Annotated in this window: 12 protein-coding genes and 1 pseudogene; 5 read left to right on the forward strand and 8 right to left on the reverse strand. The window is 57.5% G+C overall.

Annotation, left to right across the window (positions count from 1 at the left end; genetic code table 11):
* Both RM533_RS00005 and RM533_RS00010 read left to right on the forward strand, forming a co-directional pair.
* Positions 1-1,871, forward strand: a 1,871-nt coding sequence (locus tag RM533_RS00005; protein ID WP_311339146.1) for a TonB-dependent receptor, incomplete at its 5' end; no start/stop codon positions are given.
* Positions 1,868-3,517, forward strand: a complete 1,650-nt coding sequence (locus tag RM533_RS00010) for an arylsulfatase (protein WP_311339147.1) — start codon at positions 1,868-1,870, stop codon at positions 3,515-3,517. The genes RM533_RS00005 and RM533_RS00010, both read left to right, overlap by 4 nt.
* Positions 3,518-3,626: 109 nt before the next feature.
* Here RM533_RS00010 and RM533_RS00015 read toward each other — a convergent pair whose 3' ends face one another.
* Positions 3,627-3,764, reverse strand: coding sequence for a hypothetical protein (locus RM533_RS00015; protein WP_311339148.1), 138 nt, complete (start codon positions 3,762-3,764; stop codon positions 3,627-3,629).
* A gap of 32 nt (positions 3,765-3,796) precedes the next feature.
* Between RM533_RS00015 and RM533_RS00020 the strand changes: the two genes are divergently transcribed.
* Positions 3,797-4,804, forward strand: a complete 1,008-nt coding sequence (locus RM533_RS00020) for a formylglycine-generating enzyme family protein (RefSeq protein WP_311339149.1) — start codon at positions 3,797-3,799, stop codon at positions 4,802-4,804.
* Between the two features lie 186 nt (positions 4,805-4,990).
* Here the strand turns inward: RM533_RS00020 and RM533_RS00025 are convergent.
* The 6 genes from RM533_RS00025 to RM533_RS00050 all read right to left on the reverse strand — a co-directional run bounded on the left by RM533_RS00025 (position 4,991) and on the right by RM533_RS00050 (position 12,188).
* A protein-coding gene (locus RM533_RS00025) for an IS630 family transposase (protein WP_311339150.1) occupies positions 4,991-5,937 on the reverse strand; the annotation gives its coding sequence in 2 pieces (ribosomal slippage) (positions 4,991-5,598 and positions 5,598-5,937; 948 coding nt in all).
* 555 nt (positions 5,938-6,492) lie between these two features.
* Entirely contained in the window at positions 6,493-6,627 is a 135-nt protein-coding gene (locus RM533_RS00030) for a hypothetical protein (protein ID WP_311339151.1), read from the reverse strand.
* A gap of 193 nt (positions 6,628-6,820) precedes the next feature.
* Positions 6,821-8,602, reverse strand: a complete 1,782-nt coding sequence (ggt, locus tag RM533_RS00035; RefSeq protein ID WP_311339152.1) for a gamma-glutamyltransferase — start codon at positions 8,600-8,602, stop codon at positions 6,821-6,823.
* 261 nt (positions 8,603-8,863) lie between these two features.
* Positions 8,864-9,613, reverse strand: a complete 750-nt coding sequence (locus tag RM533_RS00040) for a hypothetical protein (RefSeq protein ID WP_311339153.1) — start codon at positions 9,611-9,613, stop codon at positions 8,864-8,866.
* A 41-nt stretch (positions 9,614-9,654) separates the two neighbouring features.
* Complete coding sequence (locus RM533_RS00045; protein ID WP_311339154.1) at positions 9,655-10,743, reverse strand: alkene reductase; 1,089 nt, start codon at positions 10,741-10,743, stop codon at positions 9,655-9,657.
* 35 nt (positions 10,744-10,778) lie between these two features.
* Positions 10,779-12,188 (reverse strand): dihydrolipoyl dehydrogenase, encoded by a 1,410-nt coding sequence (locus RM533_RS00050; RefSeq protein WP_311339155.1) that lies wholly within the window; start codon positions 12,186-12,188, stop codon positions 10,779-10,781.
* Positions 12,189-12,475: 287 nt separating this feature from the next.
* Here RM533_RS00050 and RM533_RS00055 point away from each other — a divergent pair.
* Together RM533_RS00055 and RM533_RS00065 are read left to right on the forward strand one after the other, a co-directional pair.
* A pseudogene (locus RM533_RS00055) lies at positions 12,476-12,621 on the forward strand (transposase); the annotation flags it as partial.
* A 1,095-nt stretch (positions 12,622-13,716) separates the two neighbouring features.
* Complete coding sequence (locus tag RM533_RS00065; RefSeq protein WP_311339156.1) at positions 13,717-14,712, forward strand: hypothetical protein; 996 nt, start codon at positions 13,717-13,719, stop codon at positions 14,710-14,712.
* Here RM533_RS00065 and RM533_RS00070 read toward each other — a convergent pair.
* Positions 14,700-15,692 carry a glycosyltransferase family 2 protein gene (locus tag RM533_RS00070; protein ID WP_311339157.1) on the reverse strand — a complete coding sequence of 331 codons (993 nt, stop codon included), beginning with the start codon at positions 15,690-15,692 and terminating at the stop codon, positions 14,700-14,702. The two genes, RM533_RS00065 and RM533_RS00070, sit on opposite strands and share 13 nt — an antisense overlap.
* Positions 15,693-15,744: the final 52 nt, after the last annotated feature.

The raw sequence follows: 15,744 nt of genomic DNA on the forward strand, positions 1-15,744 counted from the left end.
GTGCAATCAATATAACCACATCTGCCCCAAGCTTCAATCCAGAGTTCAAAGGTGAAATAAGCGTCGGCAATTATGAATCAGTGCAAGTGCGAGCCAGTGGAAGTGCCGCACTCAGCGACCGTGTTGCTATGCGCTTGTCGTTGACCGACACTACCCGCAACAAAGGGTTTATCCGCAATGTTCAAGGTGGACGTCTGGCTGATTTGCACAGCTTTGGCGTCCGTGGTCAATTGCTGTTCGAGGTTGCTGATAGGCTGTCGTTGCGCTTGATCGGAGATTATAGCGATTTGCAGCAGGACTGCTGTATCGGATCAGTGACCACGCTACGAACAACGAGAGTTGACGGCTCACCTTTGCCTAACAACTTTCTTGTTCGAGCGGCGCGATTTGATTATGTGCCTCTGCCAGTTGATCCATTTGCACGTTTGGTTGATCTCAATCGTCCTACCAATCTGAATTTGCAGACTGGTGGCGGCACCGCCATACTTGATGTCGACCTTGGATCAGCAGCGATCACCTCAGTCACTGCTTGGCGATCATTACAATATTCGCCTAACATCGACGGTGATACAACCAGTCTTGATATCTTTACAAACGCGGGAGTGAAGGAGGAGCAGGAGCAATTCAGCCAAGAACTGCGAATTGCCTCAACTGGCGAGAATATCATCGATTATGTGGCTGGTGTATATTATTTTGACCAGCGTATCGATGACGAGTTCTTTACCTATTACGGGCCTGATGCGGCGCTTTGGATCCTCGGCCCTGCTGCAAACAGTGCCGGCCCGTCGGTTGCGGGACAGGCAGCACTCAACGGCTTGCAGGTTGATGGTACCGCGCGTGCGGATACAAAAAGCTACGCGGGATTTGGGCAGGTCGTTGGCCATATTACCAGCAGATTCAATCTGACTGGTGGAATCCGATACACTTGGGAGAAGAAATCGGGATTTTTTGCGCAGGAACAGAGCGGACCGACGCTGACATCTGAGCAAATCCTGCTCGGCGCTCAGGCAATTCGCAATGCGTTCGGCGCGGTAATACCTCGTTCAAACGCCGAGACCAAGGAAAGCAAATTCTCAGGTCTCATTACGGCATCTTACGCCGTCACGAACGACATTCTCGGCTTCTTTACATATTCTCGCGGCTTTAAGTCGGGAGGCCTAAACTTGAATGCCACTGCGGCGCCGCGCGTAATAGCACCAGAAAAGGTTGACAGTTTTGAGGTTGGGCTAAAATCATCGGTATTTAACAAGCGTCTGACATTAAACCTATCCGCTTTTTCTACTCGCATTAGTAACTACCAAAGCCAGCAGATTGATACTGCCGTCGCTCAGACTGCCTATATTGCCAATGTTGGAACCGTTAGGTCACGAGGGCTGGAAGCAGATCTGTCATTGCGGCCAATGCGCGGTTTGAACCTGTTTGCATCGGGCAGCTACATTGACGCGACTTACCGCGACTTTACTAATGCACCGTGTCCCGTCGAGTATCTTGGGTTGCAAACAGTTTGCGACCTTTCAGGCCGCAATCTTCCTGGCATATCGAAATATTCGGCGTCAATTGGCGGAACCTATTCCGCTGAAGTGAGCGGGCGAACGGATGCGTATTTAAACGCTGACTACAGCTACCGTTCGAAATACAACGCTACTTATAATTTGGCTGCTGATTCAAATATCTCTGGATACGGTGTTGCCAATGCTCGCATAGGTCTGCGCCAATCGAGCGGGTCATGGGATCTGTCAATATTTGCGCGTAACCTGTTTAACGAAGATTACATCATCAACATCAATCCAGGCGCCTTCAACACCGGCCAGTCTTCTGGTGGGTTAGGTGATCCGCGTACTTACGGTGTCAGCATGAGGACAAGACTATGATCCAGCACCTTCGTGCCGCACTCACTGCGACCGCCCTTGTCGCAGCAATCATGTCGGCTCCTGCCGTTTTGTCACAGCAACCTAATATCCTCGTCATATTGGTAGATGACTTGGGGTTCTCTGATATTGGCGCATTCGGCGGTGAGATCCAAACTCCCCATCTTGATGCTTTGGCCACCGGCGGACTTCGGCTCACCAACTTTCACACTACTCCCGTATGTGCGCCAACTCGTGCCGAGTTGCTCACCGGTGTCGATCATCACCAGACTGGTATCGGCAACTTCCCCGAATTGATTCAAGACAATCAGAAGGGCCACCCTGGTTATGAAGGTTACCTGACCAAACGCGTTGCCACCATTGCAGAGCGGCTGCAGTCGGCAGGCTACTCCACCCTCATGTCAGGCAAGTGGCACCTCGGCTACGATCCCCGCGCTAATCCAGCAAACCGTGGGTTTCAAAAGTCATTTGTTCTGCTGGGCGGGGGGCACAATCATTTTGGCCAGGATCTGCCATACAAAATATCAATTCCCAACGCGGGCACAAAGTACACTGAGAACGGTGTTGTGGTGCCGACGCCGCAGCCGTTCTACTCATCTGACACCTTCACTGATCGGCTGATCAGCAATTTGCCGGCGAAAGCAGGAGACAAGCCCTTTTTTGCTTATCTTGCCTTAACCGCACCTCATTATCCTCTGCAGGCTCCTCCCGAGGATATTGCGCGTTACAAGGGGCGCTACGACGCTGGTTATGATGCTCTTCATGATGAAAGGCTGGAACGGCAACAAGCGCTTGGGCTGCTAAAGCCTGGAACCGTACCGCACCCTCGAAGTTCGCCGGTGCGTTGGACGGCATTGTCGCCCGAGCAAAAAGCCGTAGAAGCCCGTCTAATGGAAGTTTACGCTGCAATGGTGGATCGGGTTGATCAAAACATTGGGAGACTGGTTCAGACACTGAAGCAGCGAGGTCTGTACGAAAACACGATTATCGTTTTCCTGTCAGACAATGGTGCCGAAGGACATCGGCTCGACGAATCGGTAATTGCGGCAGAGCAGGGCAAGCGTATCCTGGCCAGCGCCGATAATCGCTTGGAATCGATAGGCACGGCTAAGTCTTACATCTGGTATGGTTCGAACTGGGCAGAGGCTGCGACCGTACCGTCGCGCCTTTACAAATCCTTTCCAACTGAAGGTGGAACGCGGGTAACTGCATTCATCAGCGGTCCGGAGCGCGTTCGCACCGGCATATCTAATACTTACATGTCCGTCCGCGATGTTGTGCCAACTTTGCTGGATTATGCTGGCGTGCCCAGTGGCACGGAAGTTTCGGGACAAACCGTACTCGCTCCGCAGGGCCGTTCTGTGCGGGATTGGCTCATTCCGGGAAGTTCAGACCCGGCCAACGACGTGGTCGTCGCCAACGGGGAAATGTTCGGCCGCCTCTACGCCCGCCATGGTCGGTGGAAAGCAGTTATGATCCCGCCTCCAACCGGTCCGGGCACCTGGCAACTTTATGATGTCGTTGCCGATCCCGGCGAGATAAACGACAAGGCAGCCTCAAATCCTGAAGAGTTGGCAAAGCTCAAGGCACAATGGCAGGCTTATGCCGACCGCACAGGCGTAGTTTCGCCACAAATTCCCGGCAATTGAAGTTGACTATGATGGAGGTGGCTATGCCAAGGGAGGCGGGCTGTCGATGAGGGTCAACCGTACTCCTGCAGGAGAAGGGGGCCCGCCCGCCAGTCTCCCGGCATTCTTCTCAATCAATAACACATTCGATGTCGGTATCGATCTTCGATCCGTAGCCGGTAATTATCCGGCGGATGCGCCACCAGGCTATCTTTTCGTTGACGACGCGATCGACAGCGTCTCGATAGAGTTGCATTGGGAGAGGCACGCCAGGCGAGCGCTGACATAGGAATGTTCAACATGCAAACCGCTACCGCTGCTATGCTTGTGGGGCTACTGGCATCGGCAGTGGCTGCGTGCAATGGAACGGCCAAGAGCGACGCTGTGCCCGCATCTACTGCCAGAACGTGCCCGCAAGTCAGCGACACACCCGTTCGTCTTGAGGGTGGTTCATTCCTCATGGGACAGGAAGATGTTTATGCCGAAGAAGGGCCGGTACGACAGACACGCGTCGACGGTTTCTGGATTGATCCGCATGAGGTGACGAACCGGCAATTTGCACAATTCGTCAGAGCGACCGGCTATCGCACGGTAGCACAAAATCGTGTCGATCCCTCGTTGTTCAACGTGCCTGTGGCGCAGATCCCCGCCGACATGCTGAAACCTGGTTCTGCGGTGTTTACCCCTCCTGACCATGCATCCACCAATTACGCAGACTGGTGGCGCTACATGCCCGGTGCGTCATGGCAAAAGCCGTATGGCCCGGACGGCCCCGATGCCGCTCCGGGAGAACCGGTGGTGCATTTGGCATGGGCCGACATGGCAACCTACGCAAAATGGAAAGGCGGGCGCTTGCCGACAGAGGCCGAGTGGGAATACGCCGCGAGTGCCGGCAAGCTGTCAACACGCGAACAGCCAGACGAAGCAAACAGCTGGCAAGGGATCTTTCCTGTTGTCAATCAAGAGAAAGACGGCTTCAGGGGCGTCGCTCCAGTTGGCTGCTATTCGCCGAACGCCAATGGATTATACGACATGATAGGTAATGTCTGGGAAGTGACTGCCGACTTCTATCGTCCTGGTCATGATCCTGCCGACAACGACAATCCAGGCGGCCCCAGCGAAAATGCTGCCTATGATCCATTCAATCCCGGCTTTGCCTCCCGAACGATGAAAGGGGGCAGCTATCTTTGCGCGCCCAACTACTGCCAACGTTATCGGCCGGCGGCACGTCAAGGGCGTGATCCCGGGCTCGGCGCGAGCAACGTGGGCTTCCGGCTGGTCTACGATGCCGCGCCTGATGGTGTTTGAGTGAGCATCGCTACCTGGTTCAAACCCTAACCAGCCTATTGAAAAGCGTCGGGGGACGTCGATTCAAGGACTCTCCGATGGGTAGGAGATTGCCTGAACACATCGCGTTTCTTGTTCTGATGACTCCAGCTTTCCTCCAACTGGAATAGAGACAATTGTCCGAACAAACTTTAGAGCGGTTTTCGTTCATTCCGGTTCATATCCGCAGGAGCTGAAGTAGTTGGCGCATTCGTCTGGCTGGAAGATGTCCATGAGCTTGCCGATCAGGTCCCACAGGCCGCTGACGGTTCGTTCACCCGCCTTGCGGAGCATGGCCTTGAGGCGGGAGAACGCTTTCTCGATCGGATTGAAGTCCGGGCTGTAGGGCGGAAGGAAGCGCAGGGTTGCGCCAGCTGCTTTGATCCGTTCGCGCACCGATGCGCGCTTGTGGCTCGATAGATTGTCCATGATCACGACATCGCCAGGTCGAAGCTCGGGTATGAGAACTTGCGTCACATAGGCCTCGAACCAGTCGCCGTTGATGGGTCCGTCCAGCACCATCGGCGCAACCATTCCGGTCATGCGCAGACCCGCGACCAGCGTGGTGGTTTTGCGGTGACCATGCGGGAAGCCCATCCGCAGACGCTCGCCCTTGGCGCAGCGGCCATGGCTGCGGGTCATGTTTATGGCAGTCCACGTCTCGTCGATGAACACGAGGCGCTCCGGTTCCAGATCGAGCTGGCCGTTGAACCACTGCCGCCTCTGCTTCAGGACGTCGGGACGGTTTTGCTCGATCGCGTGCCCGGTCTTTTTTTACGCGTGATCCCATGGCGCTGGAAGAAGCGGTGCACCGTGCCGATGCCGACCGACGTGCCACGCTCCATCAACCGCGCCTGGACCTCGACCAGGGTCATGTCGCCCTGCTCAGCGATCAACTCCCGGATGAAGCCGCCATGCGCCTCGATCTTGTTCGAATGCCGGTCACCGCCGCGCGGTTTGGCAACTGCCTGACCAAGCTCAAGTGCCCGTTGCCGCCAGCGGATCGCGCTCGATGCGCTAACCCCAAAATGTGCCGCCGCCGCGCGGCAACTCATGCCGCCGTCGATCGCGGCAATGACCCGGTCTCGAAGGTCCTGTGAAAGCGTCCGTGCCATCCAAGCTGGCCTCCTGTCACCAGCAGGCAGCGTGAATCACATCAGCGCAGCAATGGGAATCCCTCTTGAGTCAGATCGTGTGGAAACCGCTCTAATGTTGGTGATTACAGTCTCAACGTACCGCAAATACTTACCGGTTTCGATAGGTCGAATAATCCCCTGATCCGTAGAACTCCTAAGCAGGATGCATGGCGGTTCGTCTCACCGAAGCTGAAGATGGCAATACGTGCGCGTCTTGTGAAGAACGGCGATAAGGTGACCGTAAGGCGAGAGGATCATCAATAACGCTGAAACGTGCCCAGACAATCATGCATGGAATAGAACCCTTTTGATGCGGCAGCATTTGCATGAGAAGACCTTTGGGTAGTGTCGGTTCCGTCCTATTCAAAGGATACACTCTGCTGCTTATTCTTTTCGGAAGATACAAGATGGCGGGGTTGTAGCTGCCGATCCGTGTGTCCTTCTGACAAAGACAGGCCACTGGCCGGAAAGGCGTAAACGGAAGTTGTCCGCCTTGCGGCAACAATGGCTAGGCCGCTGGTGTCGTCCACGCCCCTAAAGGGCAAGGCAGCGAATCCGGAGGCCCTCGCCTGCAAGCCGTTTGACAATAGGGTGCACGTCCATGGCGTCATGGCGCAGCGGATCCAGCTTGGTCATCATCGGGGCGTCGCCAGCCGTCAGCCTGGCCATCCGGCTTGAGAAATCCGCCCGCTACATGGCGGCAAGGGAACCCGGGAAGCTTTCTGTTATGACATGCTTGGCGGTTGAGAATCAGGCTGCATCAGGACAAAGCAAATCTAGGGCCGTTTCAGAACCGTATCAGCGGATCGGGATCTACGCATCGGGTGCGAACTTCCGGCCAGGATCGCCGCCCACTGACCGTTCAGTAGCCACTCGCCTGGCCGTCCTTCCGCATTTCGGTCGCACCTGTATAGACGCCGCTTTGCGGATCGCGGGCAATCGCCTGATACCCTCCGAACATGATGCCATCGTCCAGCACCTCCACCTTGTGGCCCATCGCACGCAAACGGTTGACACTGGCCGACGGGATGCCCGGTTCGACATATAACGTGCCGAGCGGATCGGCGGAGGGACCGCTCTGCCGTTCAGTCGGCTGACGCCCTCCATCATGATTGATCCGTGCCGCATCGCCTGCTTCCTGCAGGTTCATGTCGTAATCGACAAGGTTGATCAGCACCTGCACATGACCCTGCGGTTGCATGCCACCGCCCATCAGGCCCAACGTCATCCACGGCTTGCCGTCCTTTTTTACAAAGGCTGGAATTATGGTCTGGAATGGTCGCTTGCCCGGTTCGTAGGCATTGGGATGCGCAGGGTCGAGGCTGTAGAGTTCACCGCGATCCTGCAACATGAAGCCAAGCCCGTCGGGCACCAACCCGCTGCCCATGCCGCGGTAATTGGACTGGATCAGGCTGACCATCATGCCATTATCATCGGCAACGGTAAGGTAGGTGGTGTCACCCGGACCTTCCAGCTTGGGCTCGCCCGGCCCGAATTCTGCCGTTGTACGCGCAGGGTCGATCAGAGCAAAACGCTGGCGGCCATATTCCTCGGTCAACAGCTCTGCCGGAAGCTGTGCAAAATCGGGATCGGCGTAGAAACGCGCGACATCGGCATAAGCGAGGCGCTTGGCTTCGGTGATGTAGTGGATCACCTCGGGGCTGCCGCGTTCCCATTGCTCCAGTTCGATGTTCTTCAGGATATTGACCATCTGGAGCGCGGCAAACCCCTGCGTGTTCGGCGGCAGTTCGCACAGTTCATAGCCCTTTCGGTAATGCGCGCAGACAGGTTCGACCCAGTTGCTCGAATGGTCGCGGAAATCATCAGCCGTGAAACTTGATCCCTGCCGCTGCAGGTATTCAGCCATGATCTGGGCCAGCCTGCCGCTGTAGAATGCGTCGCGCCCTTCGCGACCCAGCGTCTCCAGCGTATTGGCGAGATCGGGATTGCGAAAGATTTCGCCTGCCTCGGGGGCGGTTCCATCGGCGAACCACACCCGCCGCGCATTGGAGAAGTCGAACATGCCTGCTGCAGCCCGCGTTTCAAAGGATCGCATGCTGCGGTCAAGCGACATGACGACGACCGGGGCGATCGGGTGCCCCTCACGCGCATAGGTGACGGTCGGCGCCAGAACCTCGTTCATCGGCAGCGTGCCGAAACGCGCGTGCATGGTGAACCAGGCATCGACCGTTCCCGGGATCGTGACCGGCAGGTGGCCGACCGGTGGCAGGACATCTGCGCCGTCCAGCTTTTCAAGCAATTGAGACAGCGTCTGCTTTCGGGGCGAGCGACCCGATCCGTTAAGGCCGTAAAGCCGGTCGGTCGCCGGATCGTAGATGATGGCAAACAGATCGCCGCCGATGCCGTTGCCGGTCGGCTCCATCAGGCCGAGCGCGGCGTTGGCGGCGATAGCTGCGTCGACGGCATTGCCGCCCGCTTTCAGGATGTCGAGCGCGATCTGCGTTGCCAGCGGGTGGGCTGTTGCTGCCATGCCATGTCCCGCAATAACCGGGCTGCGCGACCAGTTGGCGCCGACCGGCCTTCCGCCTGCGCCGATCTGTTGTTCAACCGGCCTGCTGTCCTGCGCACTGGCAGGCGCTCCCGCGAGGGCCAATGCCGCTGCTGCTGCCATGACAATCCTCATGATATTCTCCTCAGGCTTGTGCCGCTTTCTGCGCGTTCTGCGTCGCTGTGACAAGCAGCTTGGCTGCCGCCCCATGCGGCCAGTTGCACGCCCTGTGCTGATGATTTGCCAGACAGCAACGCAAGGTATGCCCAACGACCAGCATCAAGGTCGTTAATGATCCTGCCCAGATTAAATAGACACCCAGGTTCAGGCCCTTGGTGGCGCCGGTGAGAGCAGCGGGGCAGGTGCAGCCGGAGCAAATACAGGCTGCACCCATCATCAGGCACCTGTCAGCTTGGCCCGCGCTTTTCTTGTGGTCGCGCGCAAGGCTTTTGAAAATTCACCTTCATCAAACCTGCTGAGCGCGGAATGTGCCGCGCACAGTGTCCGTGTTCCCGACCATTCAGTGGCGATCCGGTCTGCCCAGTTGCAGAAACGCGCGCCCGCATCCGGAGTGTCATGCAGGGCAGCCTTCAGCATGGGATGAAAGGCGATCTGCGGAACTGGCAAGACTTTGCGGATCAGGCCGGGCAGGACGTTGAACGTGTCGTCAACATGCAGCGTCCCGCTTGAGCCGTGAAAGACCAGCAGCGATCCTGCATGAACGTTTTCATCCTTTGAAATATAGTCGATCCCGTCTGGCAGCGAGAAAGCCAGTTGGGGATAGCGGTCAGCGACAGCCTCGCTTTCCACCGCTTCGGGCGACCATGCGACTTGCGGTACGACCCGCACATGGCGCGACGAGCCATGAAATGTCGCGCCGGGAAAATCCTTGGCCATCCGGGCGCAGTGCAAGGTGTGAAAGGGGTGCACGTTCAGCACCGCTTCCACCTTGCGGCCCTGATCGGTCAACGCCATCACGCGCTCGCGGATATCTCCTGTCAATGTATAGCTGTCGAGAAAGATGAAGCGATCCTCGGAAAGCCTGACCAGCGAGCATTGCGTGCCGATGTTCACAATGCCCGCGATGCGCAGGTCGCCCCGGATATTCCAGAAGTCCTTGCCCGCCTCGACGATTTCTTCAGCCATCAATCGGCTCCTTCTGGCATTGGCCTGTTCATCACAGGAGATTAACGGTCGAGGAAAGGATAGTCTGTGTAGCCTTCTTTGCCGCCCCCGTAAAAACTGTTGTCATCAGGCTCGATCAGTGGCGCACCTTGACGAAATCGCTCGGGCAGGTCGGGGTTGGCGATGAACAGACGCCCAAACGAAATGGCGTCGGCCTTTTCGGCTCTGATCGCGCTGACGGCTGTCGCGACATCATACCCGCCATTGCCAATATAGGGGCCGTCAAACCGGGCTCGTAACCGCTCGAGCATCTTGCGATCCGCGTCCGAGGTGTCGTTGCCGCCAAATCCTTCGACGAAATGAAGATAGGCGAGACGGCGCGGCGACAACATGTCGACCACTTGGCCGAACAGAGCCTCCGGATCGCTATCCGAGATATCATTGGCCTGTCCCAGAGGAGAAAGGCGCACGCCAATGAGCGCAGGATCAAAAGCGTCCGCCACCCGGTCGAGCACTTCACCGAGCAGACGCATGCGGTTCTCAACGGATCCACCATAATCATCTTCGCGACGGTTGACCCCGTCCTGCAGGAACTGATCGAGAAGATAGCCATTCGCCGCGTGCACTTCGACTGCGTCAAACCCGGCTTGTCGCGCAAATTGCGCGGCGCTGGCGTAATCATCCAGCGTTTGCGCGATGCCGCCCTGGGTAAGCGCAACGGGTTGTGAACAATCTTCGAACCCGTTTGCGGTGAAGGTTGGTGTGTTCGCCCGTACGGCGCTGGACGAAACCGGTTGCGCCCCATTCGGCAAGAGGGAGACGTGGCTGATCCGGCCAACATGCCACAGTTGCAGCGCAATCCGCCCTCCGCCTGCATGGACGGCCTCTACGATGCGCGCCCAGGCATCGGCCTGTTTCTGGTTATGAATGCCCGGCGTATCGACATAACCCTTGCCCATTTCGCTGATCTGGCTGGCTTCGCTGATGATCAGGCCGGCGCTGGCGCGTTGTGCGTAATAGGTTTCGGCCATTGCCTTGGGCGTGCCGTCAGCATGCGCGCGATTGCGTGTAAGCGGAGCCATGATCACGCGGTTGGGAAGGATCAGATTGCCGACATGCAGCGGGTCAAAGAGAATGGATCGGTCGGTCATGAGGGTAGTTTATCCTGTTAAGTCAAGAAAGTGGATCAGGCGCCCGGCGCATCCTGGCTGGCGCGTCCCGCGGGCAGGCGTGCCGATGTGCTGGCGCAGATGTGGCGAAGCGCTGGCTTCAATCCTTCTTCGAAAGTGGGATGATAGAACGGGATTTCCAGCAGTTCGCTCGCAGTTTCGCCGCGCTGGATCGCGTGAGCCAGCAGATGCGCCATGTGGTCGGCACCGGGGCAGTACAGTTCGGCCCCGATCAGGCGTCCGTCGGATGCCGCAGCGTAAATCCGCACGAGCCCCTTGGCACGCGCTTTGATTTTGGCACGCCCCTGATCGGCATAGGAAGCACAGCCTGTGATCGTGTCCTTGTCCGCAGCATCCCCCAGGATCGCAAGCGGCGGATCGGTAAAGGTCAGCGTGAATGGCGGCGTACGTGTTGGCGCTTCTATCTCGGGATAGAGCGCGGCGTTTCGTCCAGCCACGCTGCCTTCATTGCCGGCCTCGTGCAGGACCGCAGCATGCGCGTTCGCATCGCCAGCGATAAATACAGGCGCATCGCCGCATTGCATTGTGTTGATGTCGAAGATCGGCACCCCGTGATCGTTCAGTTCCAATCCGGCCGCATCCAGCCCGAGACCGTCGAACGCCGGCGGGCGTCCTGTTGCGATCAGAATACGTTCGAACAGGCGTTCGCCATGCGATGCCCCCGACCAGGAAAGACGCACTTGGCCATTCTCCTTGCTTGCTGTCACATCTGCGCCAAGGTGAAGCGCAACCTCTCCTCCGATGATCTTTGCCAGAGCTTCCTGCACGTCCGGGTGCCGCGCACCACCGAGGGTTCTTGCATGGTCGAACAGTTCGACTTCCACGCCAAGCCGGGCCATGGCCTGTGCCATTTCAAGCCCGATCGCGCCGCCCCCGATCACTGCCAGCGATAGGGGGAGGTCCCTTATCTCGAATATGCTTTCATTCGTAAGACCAAGACTGCCAAGGCCGCGCAGGGGTTCTGGGATAAACGCATAGGCGCCGGTGGCGATCACCACGGATCTGGAGTTCACCGTATCGCCATTGTCGAGAGCGAATTGTGTGGGACCCGTGAAACGGGCTCTGGCCTTCATGGCCGTACCGGCCGGCAGATCGTCGAAAGAAGCTTGTACTGCCGCCACGAACTTGTCCCGCTCATGCCGCACGCGGGTCATGACGGCCTTTCCGTCCACCTCGACATCCTTCACTATAATGCCGAACACATCCGTGTTGCGCGCCTGGTAAGCGGCATTGGCTGCGGCGATCAGCAGCTTGGACGGCATGCACCCGGTACTGGCGCAAAGGGTGCCGCGAAAAGCCTCGTCGATCAACAGGGTACGCGCGCCCGCGTCGCGTGCGCTGCGTTCGGCGGCCAGTCCTGCCGAGCCGGCACCGATTATGGTCACGTCTGCTGTGTGACAGGTCATCCCGCCGCTCCTTTGTTGATCTGTTGAAGGTGAAGGCACACCACCGGGATCAGTTTCAATCAAACAACCCCGTTCATGACGAAATCGCCAGGCGCGGGTGCAAATAGGACCTTGGTTACTGATCCGACTGTGGTGATCTCGTCGTTCATGAGCATCCTTCCGATTGTTCTTTTCAGCAATTGCCATGATCGAGCAGTGCTGTCTGCGTCCAGGCACAATTATCGACGGTGGTAACCGGTTTGGAAGACACCCCATTCTGGTTCACCAAACCAGCAGCATGCCGGGGAATGAAGACGACGAGAAGACGGTATTCGGCTGAGTGCAAGGCAAAGGTGGCACTGGAGGCGATCCGTGGCGATCTGACGCTGGCGGAACCGGGCGCCAAGCTTGGTATCACCACACGATGATTGCCGCGTGTAAGCGTCAAGCGGTCGCGCTGGCGCTGGGGAACTCGCCAAAGCCGCTACCGAGGCGGATCTGGCCAACCCGCAAGGTGCTGTCTTCTGTGTCGCGGCACTGGAAGAAGCGTCCTTGCGTTTCGGCAAGCCTGACATGTTCAACACGGACCAGAGCAGTCAGTGACCGGCCTTGCCTTCAGCAACGTGCTGGCGTTGTCCGGTGGATTACCTAGTGCAACTCGCAGCGACCGCACTCAGGGCTGGCAGGGCAAACCCCTGAAGAGGCTTACGGGTGGATCGGCGCTTCAGATCATGGGGTATGTTCTCCATGATCTGGACAAAAACGGCGGCACACACTCCGGATTGACTTAACTTCGCCGCAAAACTGTCAAAAAAGCGAAACCATCTCAAAAAGCGACTGCGCCGACTGGACGTGGAAACCGACAAACCGAAAAGATGAAGTGCGTATTGGCAGCGCTCTCGGTAATCCCGATCATAGCGAGATAAGCTTGGCCAACCACGCCGTCACCCGAGTTTAGCGAACAGCCGCGTGGAAGAACCACGTTTGCGGTTGCAACTGCACGACCAATTCAGCACCTTTTTCGCGCCATCATGTCCAGACGAGTCAGACCTTCAATGGTGCGGTATCGCCAGATACCTCGGGTATGGGAGAAACGCACCTCTTGAACCGCGGGTCTAAGCTCGCTCTGAAGCATGGAAGCGGCACCCGAGGGCATCTCAACCGCGGCAATCCGAAGAAGGCTCGCTGTTGTCCTGCCTGCAAGCAACGCCATTATTAAAGCACCTGACACAATGCAGGCGCCGGCACTGTAATAAGCAGAGACAATCTTCCCTGACGGGCGCAGGACCACGGTACCATTGTTTGTTCCATACTGAAACATGCTGCTCAATAAGGCTACATTTGTTCTGCTGGATGTGCACCTATGCATGGCTCATGCAGTGATCAGAAGGTCCTCAACATGAGATTTGCTTTGCACCACGCTGTTTAGCAAATCGAAAGACTGTACGGGGATAAAGCGGATCCAACGGGCCTGACCGTAAAGGCGGCGCAACAGGTTGGCTTGGGCCGTCCTTCAAGCTTCGTCTGCACAAGCAGCAGGGATGCAGATATGAATGATGCGCCAACGGTCCTGATGTTTTATGATGGATATGAACGCAAGGCTCGTGAAAATATTCTGCCCCGCACATATCATGCCTTGCGCTGTACGGCACGGGCCGCGGTGCGCCGCATGCGTGGCCAGCAGGTAAACACCGGATTTTATGAAGCATTCCTTGCCGTTGTGAAGGGGCTTGGTCAGCTTGGTTGCAAGGTTCGCATCAACGATTATGCCGCTGCCAGGAAAAATCCTGACTATCCGATTGGTCTGGCCGGATATCCTGAAGTGATCGAACAGGTCCGCCTGACCAATCCGATAATCTTCGGTCCAGGCGACCCGGGGTATCCCGACGTCGCTGGCCGCCTTGCCAAAAGCGCCAACGTGAAGCACATCATCCAGCCATCGGACTGGTATGTCCAGTTCTACGAACCCTTCTGTCCGGGCAAGATGCTGCGTTGCCCGGTGGGGATAGACCTTGATGCCATTGCCGAACCGACCGGACCCAAATCAATCGACGTATTGATCTACGACAAGATCCGCTGGCATCGCAAAAGCGTTGGTTCAGCGGTTCGGGACCGGTTGATCAAAGCGTGCGAAGATCGCGGGCTTTCCTACAAAGTGCTACGCTACGGACACCACACACAGCAGAGTTATTTCGCCACGCTGGCAAAATCCCGCTCCATGGCATTTCTATGCGAACATGAAACACAAGGACTTGCGTGCGAGGAAGCGCTGGCGATGAATGTCCCGGTATTTGCCTGGGACGAGGGGCGGCTGATCGATCCGTTGCAGCAGCCCTTTGCAAGCGCTGACCTGCGGCCAAGCTCCGTTCCCTATTTCGATGAACGCTGTGGCATGGTTTTTACCATTAATGACATGGAAGACCGGCTGGACCTGTTCCTGGCGGGGCTGCCGGATTATCTGCCGCGCAGCTATGTTGCCGAAATCTTGCGGCCGAGCGAAACCGCACGTGTTTATCTGGATGCGTACAGCCGTTATCTTCCCTGAGGCGGGGCCTCTTTGGTGTCTCGTGCGAACATGCGGGCAATGCGCGCGCGCAATGGCATTGCGTACAGCGCGATGGACCGCGGATGGTGAACAGCCTCTGACAGGGCTCCTGCCCAGCGCCGATGTTTCAGGTGCTCGATAGAGCGGGCAAACGATACCGCTGCCACCAATGCATGCCACCGTGCAGCATAGGCGGTGGTCAGCCGATCCTCTGCTATCAAGCGCGCGCGGATATGTTGTTCGACTTCCAGCATGCGTTCCGCATTTCGTGCACTCAACCTGTGAGAAATCGATGCGGCATGCTTGCGATAGTGGTACATGGCTTGGGGCGATACGCGATAGCGGGCGCCGTCCAGCAACAGCCGGACCACAAGCTCATCATCCTCTGCGATCCGCAAGGCGGGATTGTAGCGCAGGCCCAGCCGTTCGATCAAGTCGCAACGGATCATTGGCTTCAGGAACCCCGGATTGGGGGCTTTCCCATACATCACGGCGGCTTTGAAGTAGGTGTCCAGATCAAGCCAGAACCCTGTTCCTGCTTCATCCGGACCTAAATAGCGGGTCTCCTGGCGTCCTTCGCCGAACACGACCAGATCATCGGCTATGCAGTGAGCGTCCCAAAGCTCGGCTTCTGCGATAAGCGCTGCGGTTCGATCCTTTTCGATCCAGTCGTCACTGTCGAGCACGGCAAACCAGCGTCCGCGCATATTTTCGATCGCCACGTTGCGCGCGCCGCCCGGGCCACTGTTGACAGGTGTTTGAAAGATCCTGACGCGACTATCCCGTGCCGCCAGCGCCTGTGCCCACGCAAGCCCCTCATCGCTGCCATGATCATCAACGATCAGCACTTCTACTGTCACGCCATTTTGCGACAGAGCGGAGTTGATGGCATCGGGTAGAAAAGGCATGGCGTTGAACAATGCGACAGCAAAGCTGACATCGCATTCGCCCGCATTCCGCTGGTTGGTAGCGGGCGGCATCAAAGGGGCTTTCTCAAGCGGCGGCAGCATCGTCCTGCCGCGAAGCCGTCGG

The organism is Croceicoccus esteveae, assembly GCF_031846435.1.
GTDB lineage: Bacteria > Pseudomonadota > Alphaproteobacteria > Sphingomonadales > Sphingomonadaceae > Croceicoccus > Croceicoccus esteveae.

Coding starts and splice junctions, on each gene's coding strand:
- RM533_RS00010 (WP_311339147.1), top strand. CDS start 1,868: ATGATCCAGCACCTTCGTGCCGCACTCACTGCGACCGCCCTTGTCGCA.
- RM533_RS00020 (WP_311339149.1), top strand. CDS start 3,797: ATGCAAACCGCTACCGCTGCTATGCTTGTGGGGCTACTGGCATCGGCA.
- RM533_RS00030 (WP_311339151.1), bottom strand. CDS start 6,627: ATGGCCAGGCTGACGGCTGGCGACGCCCCGATGATGACCAAGCTGGAT.
- ggt (WP_311339152.1), bottom strand. CDS start 8,602: ATGAGGATTGTCATGGCAGCAGCAGCGGCATTGGCCCTCGCGGGAGCG.
- RM533_RS00040 (WP_311339153.1), bottom strand. CDS start 9,613: ATGGCTGAAGAAATCGTCGAGGCGGGCAAGGACTTCTGGAATATCCGG.
- RM533_RS00045 (WP_311339154.1), bottom strand. CDS start 10,743: ATGACCGACCGATCCATTCTCTTTGACCCGCTGCATGTCGGCAATCTG.
- RM533_RS00050 (WP_311339155.1), bottom strand. CDS start 12,188: ATGACCTGTCACACAGCAGACGTGACCATAATCGGTGCCGGCTCGGCA.
- RM533_RS00065 (WP_311339156.1), top strand. CDS start 13,717: ATGAATGATGCGCCAACGGTCCTGATGTTTTATGATGGATATGAACGC.
- RM533_RS00070 (WP_311339157.1), bottom strand. CDS start 15,692: ATGCCGCCCGCTACCAACCAGCGGAATGCGGGCGAATGCGATGTCAGC.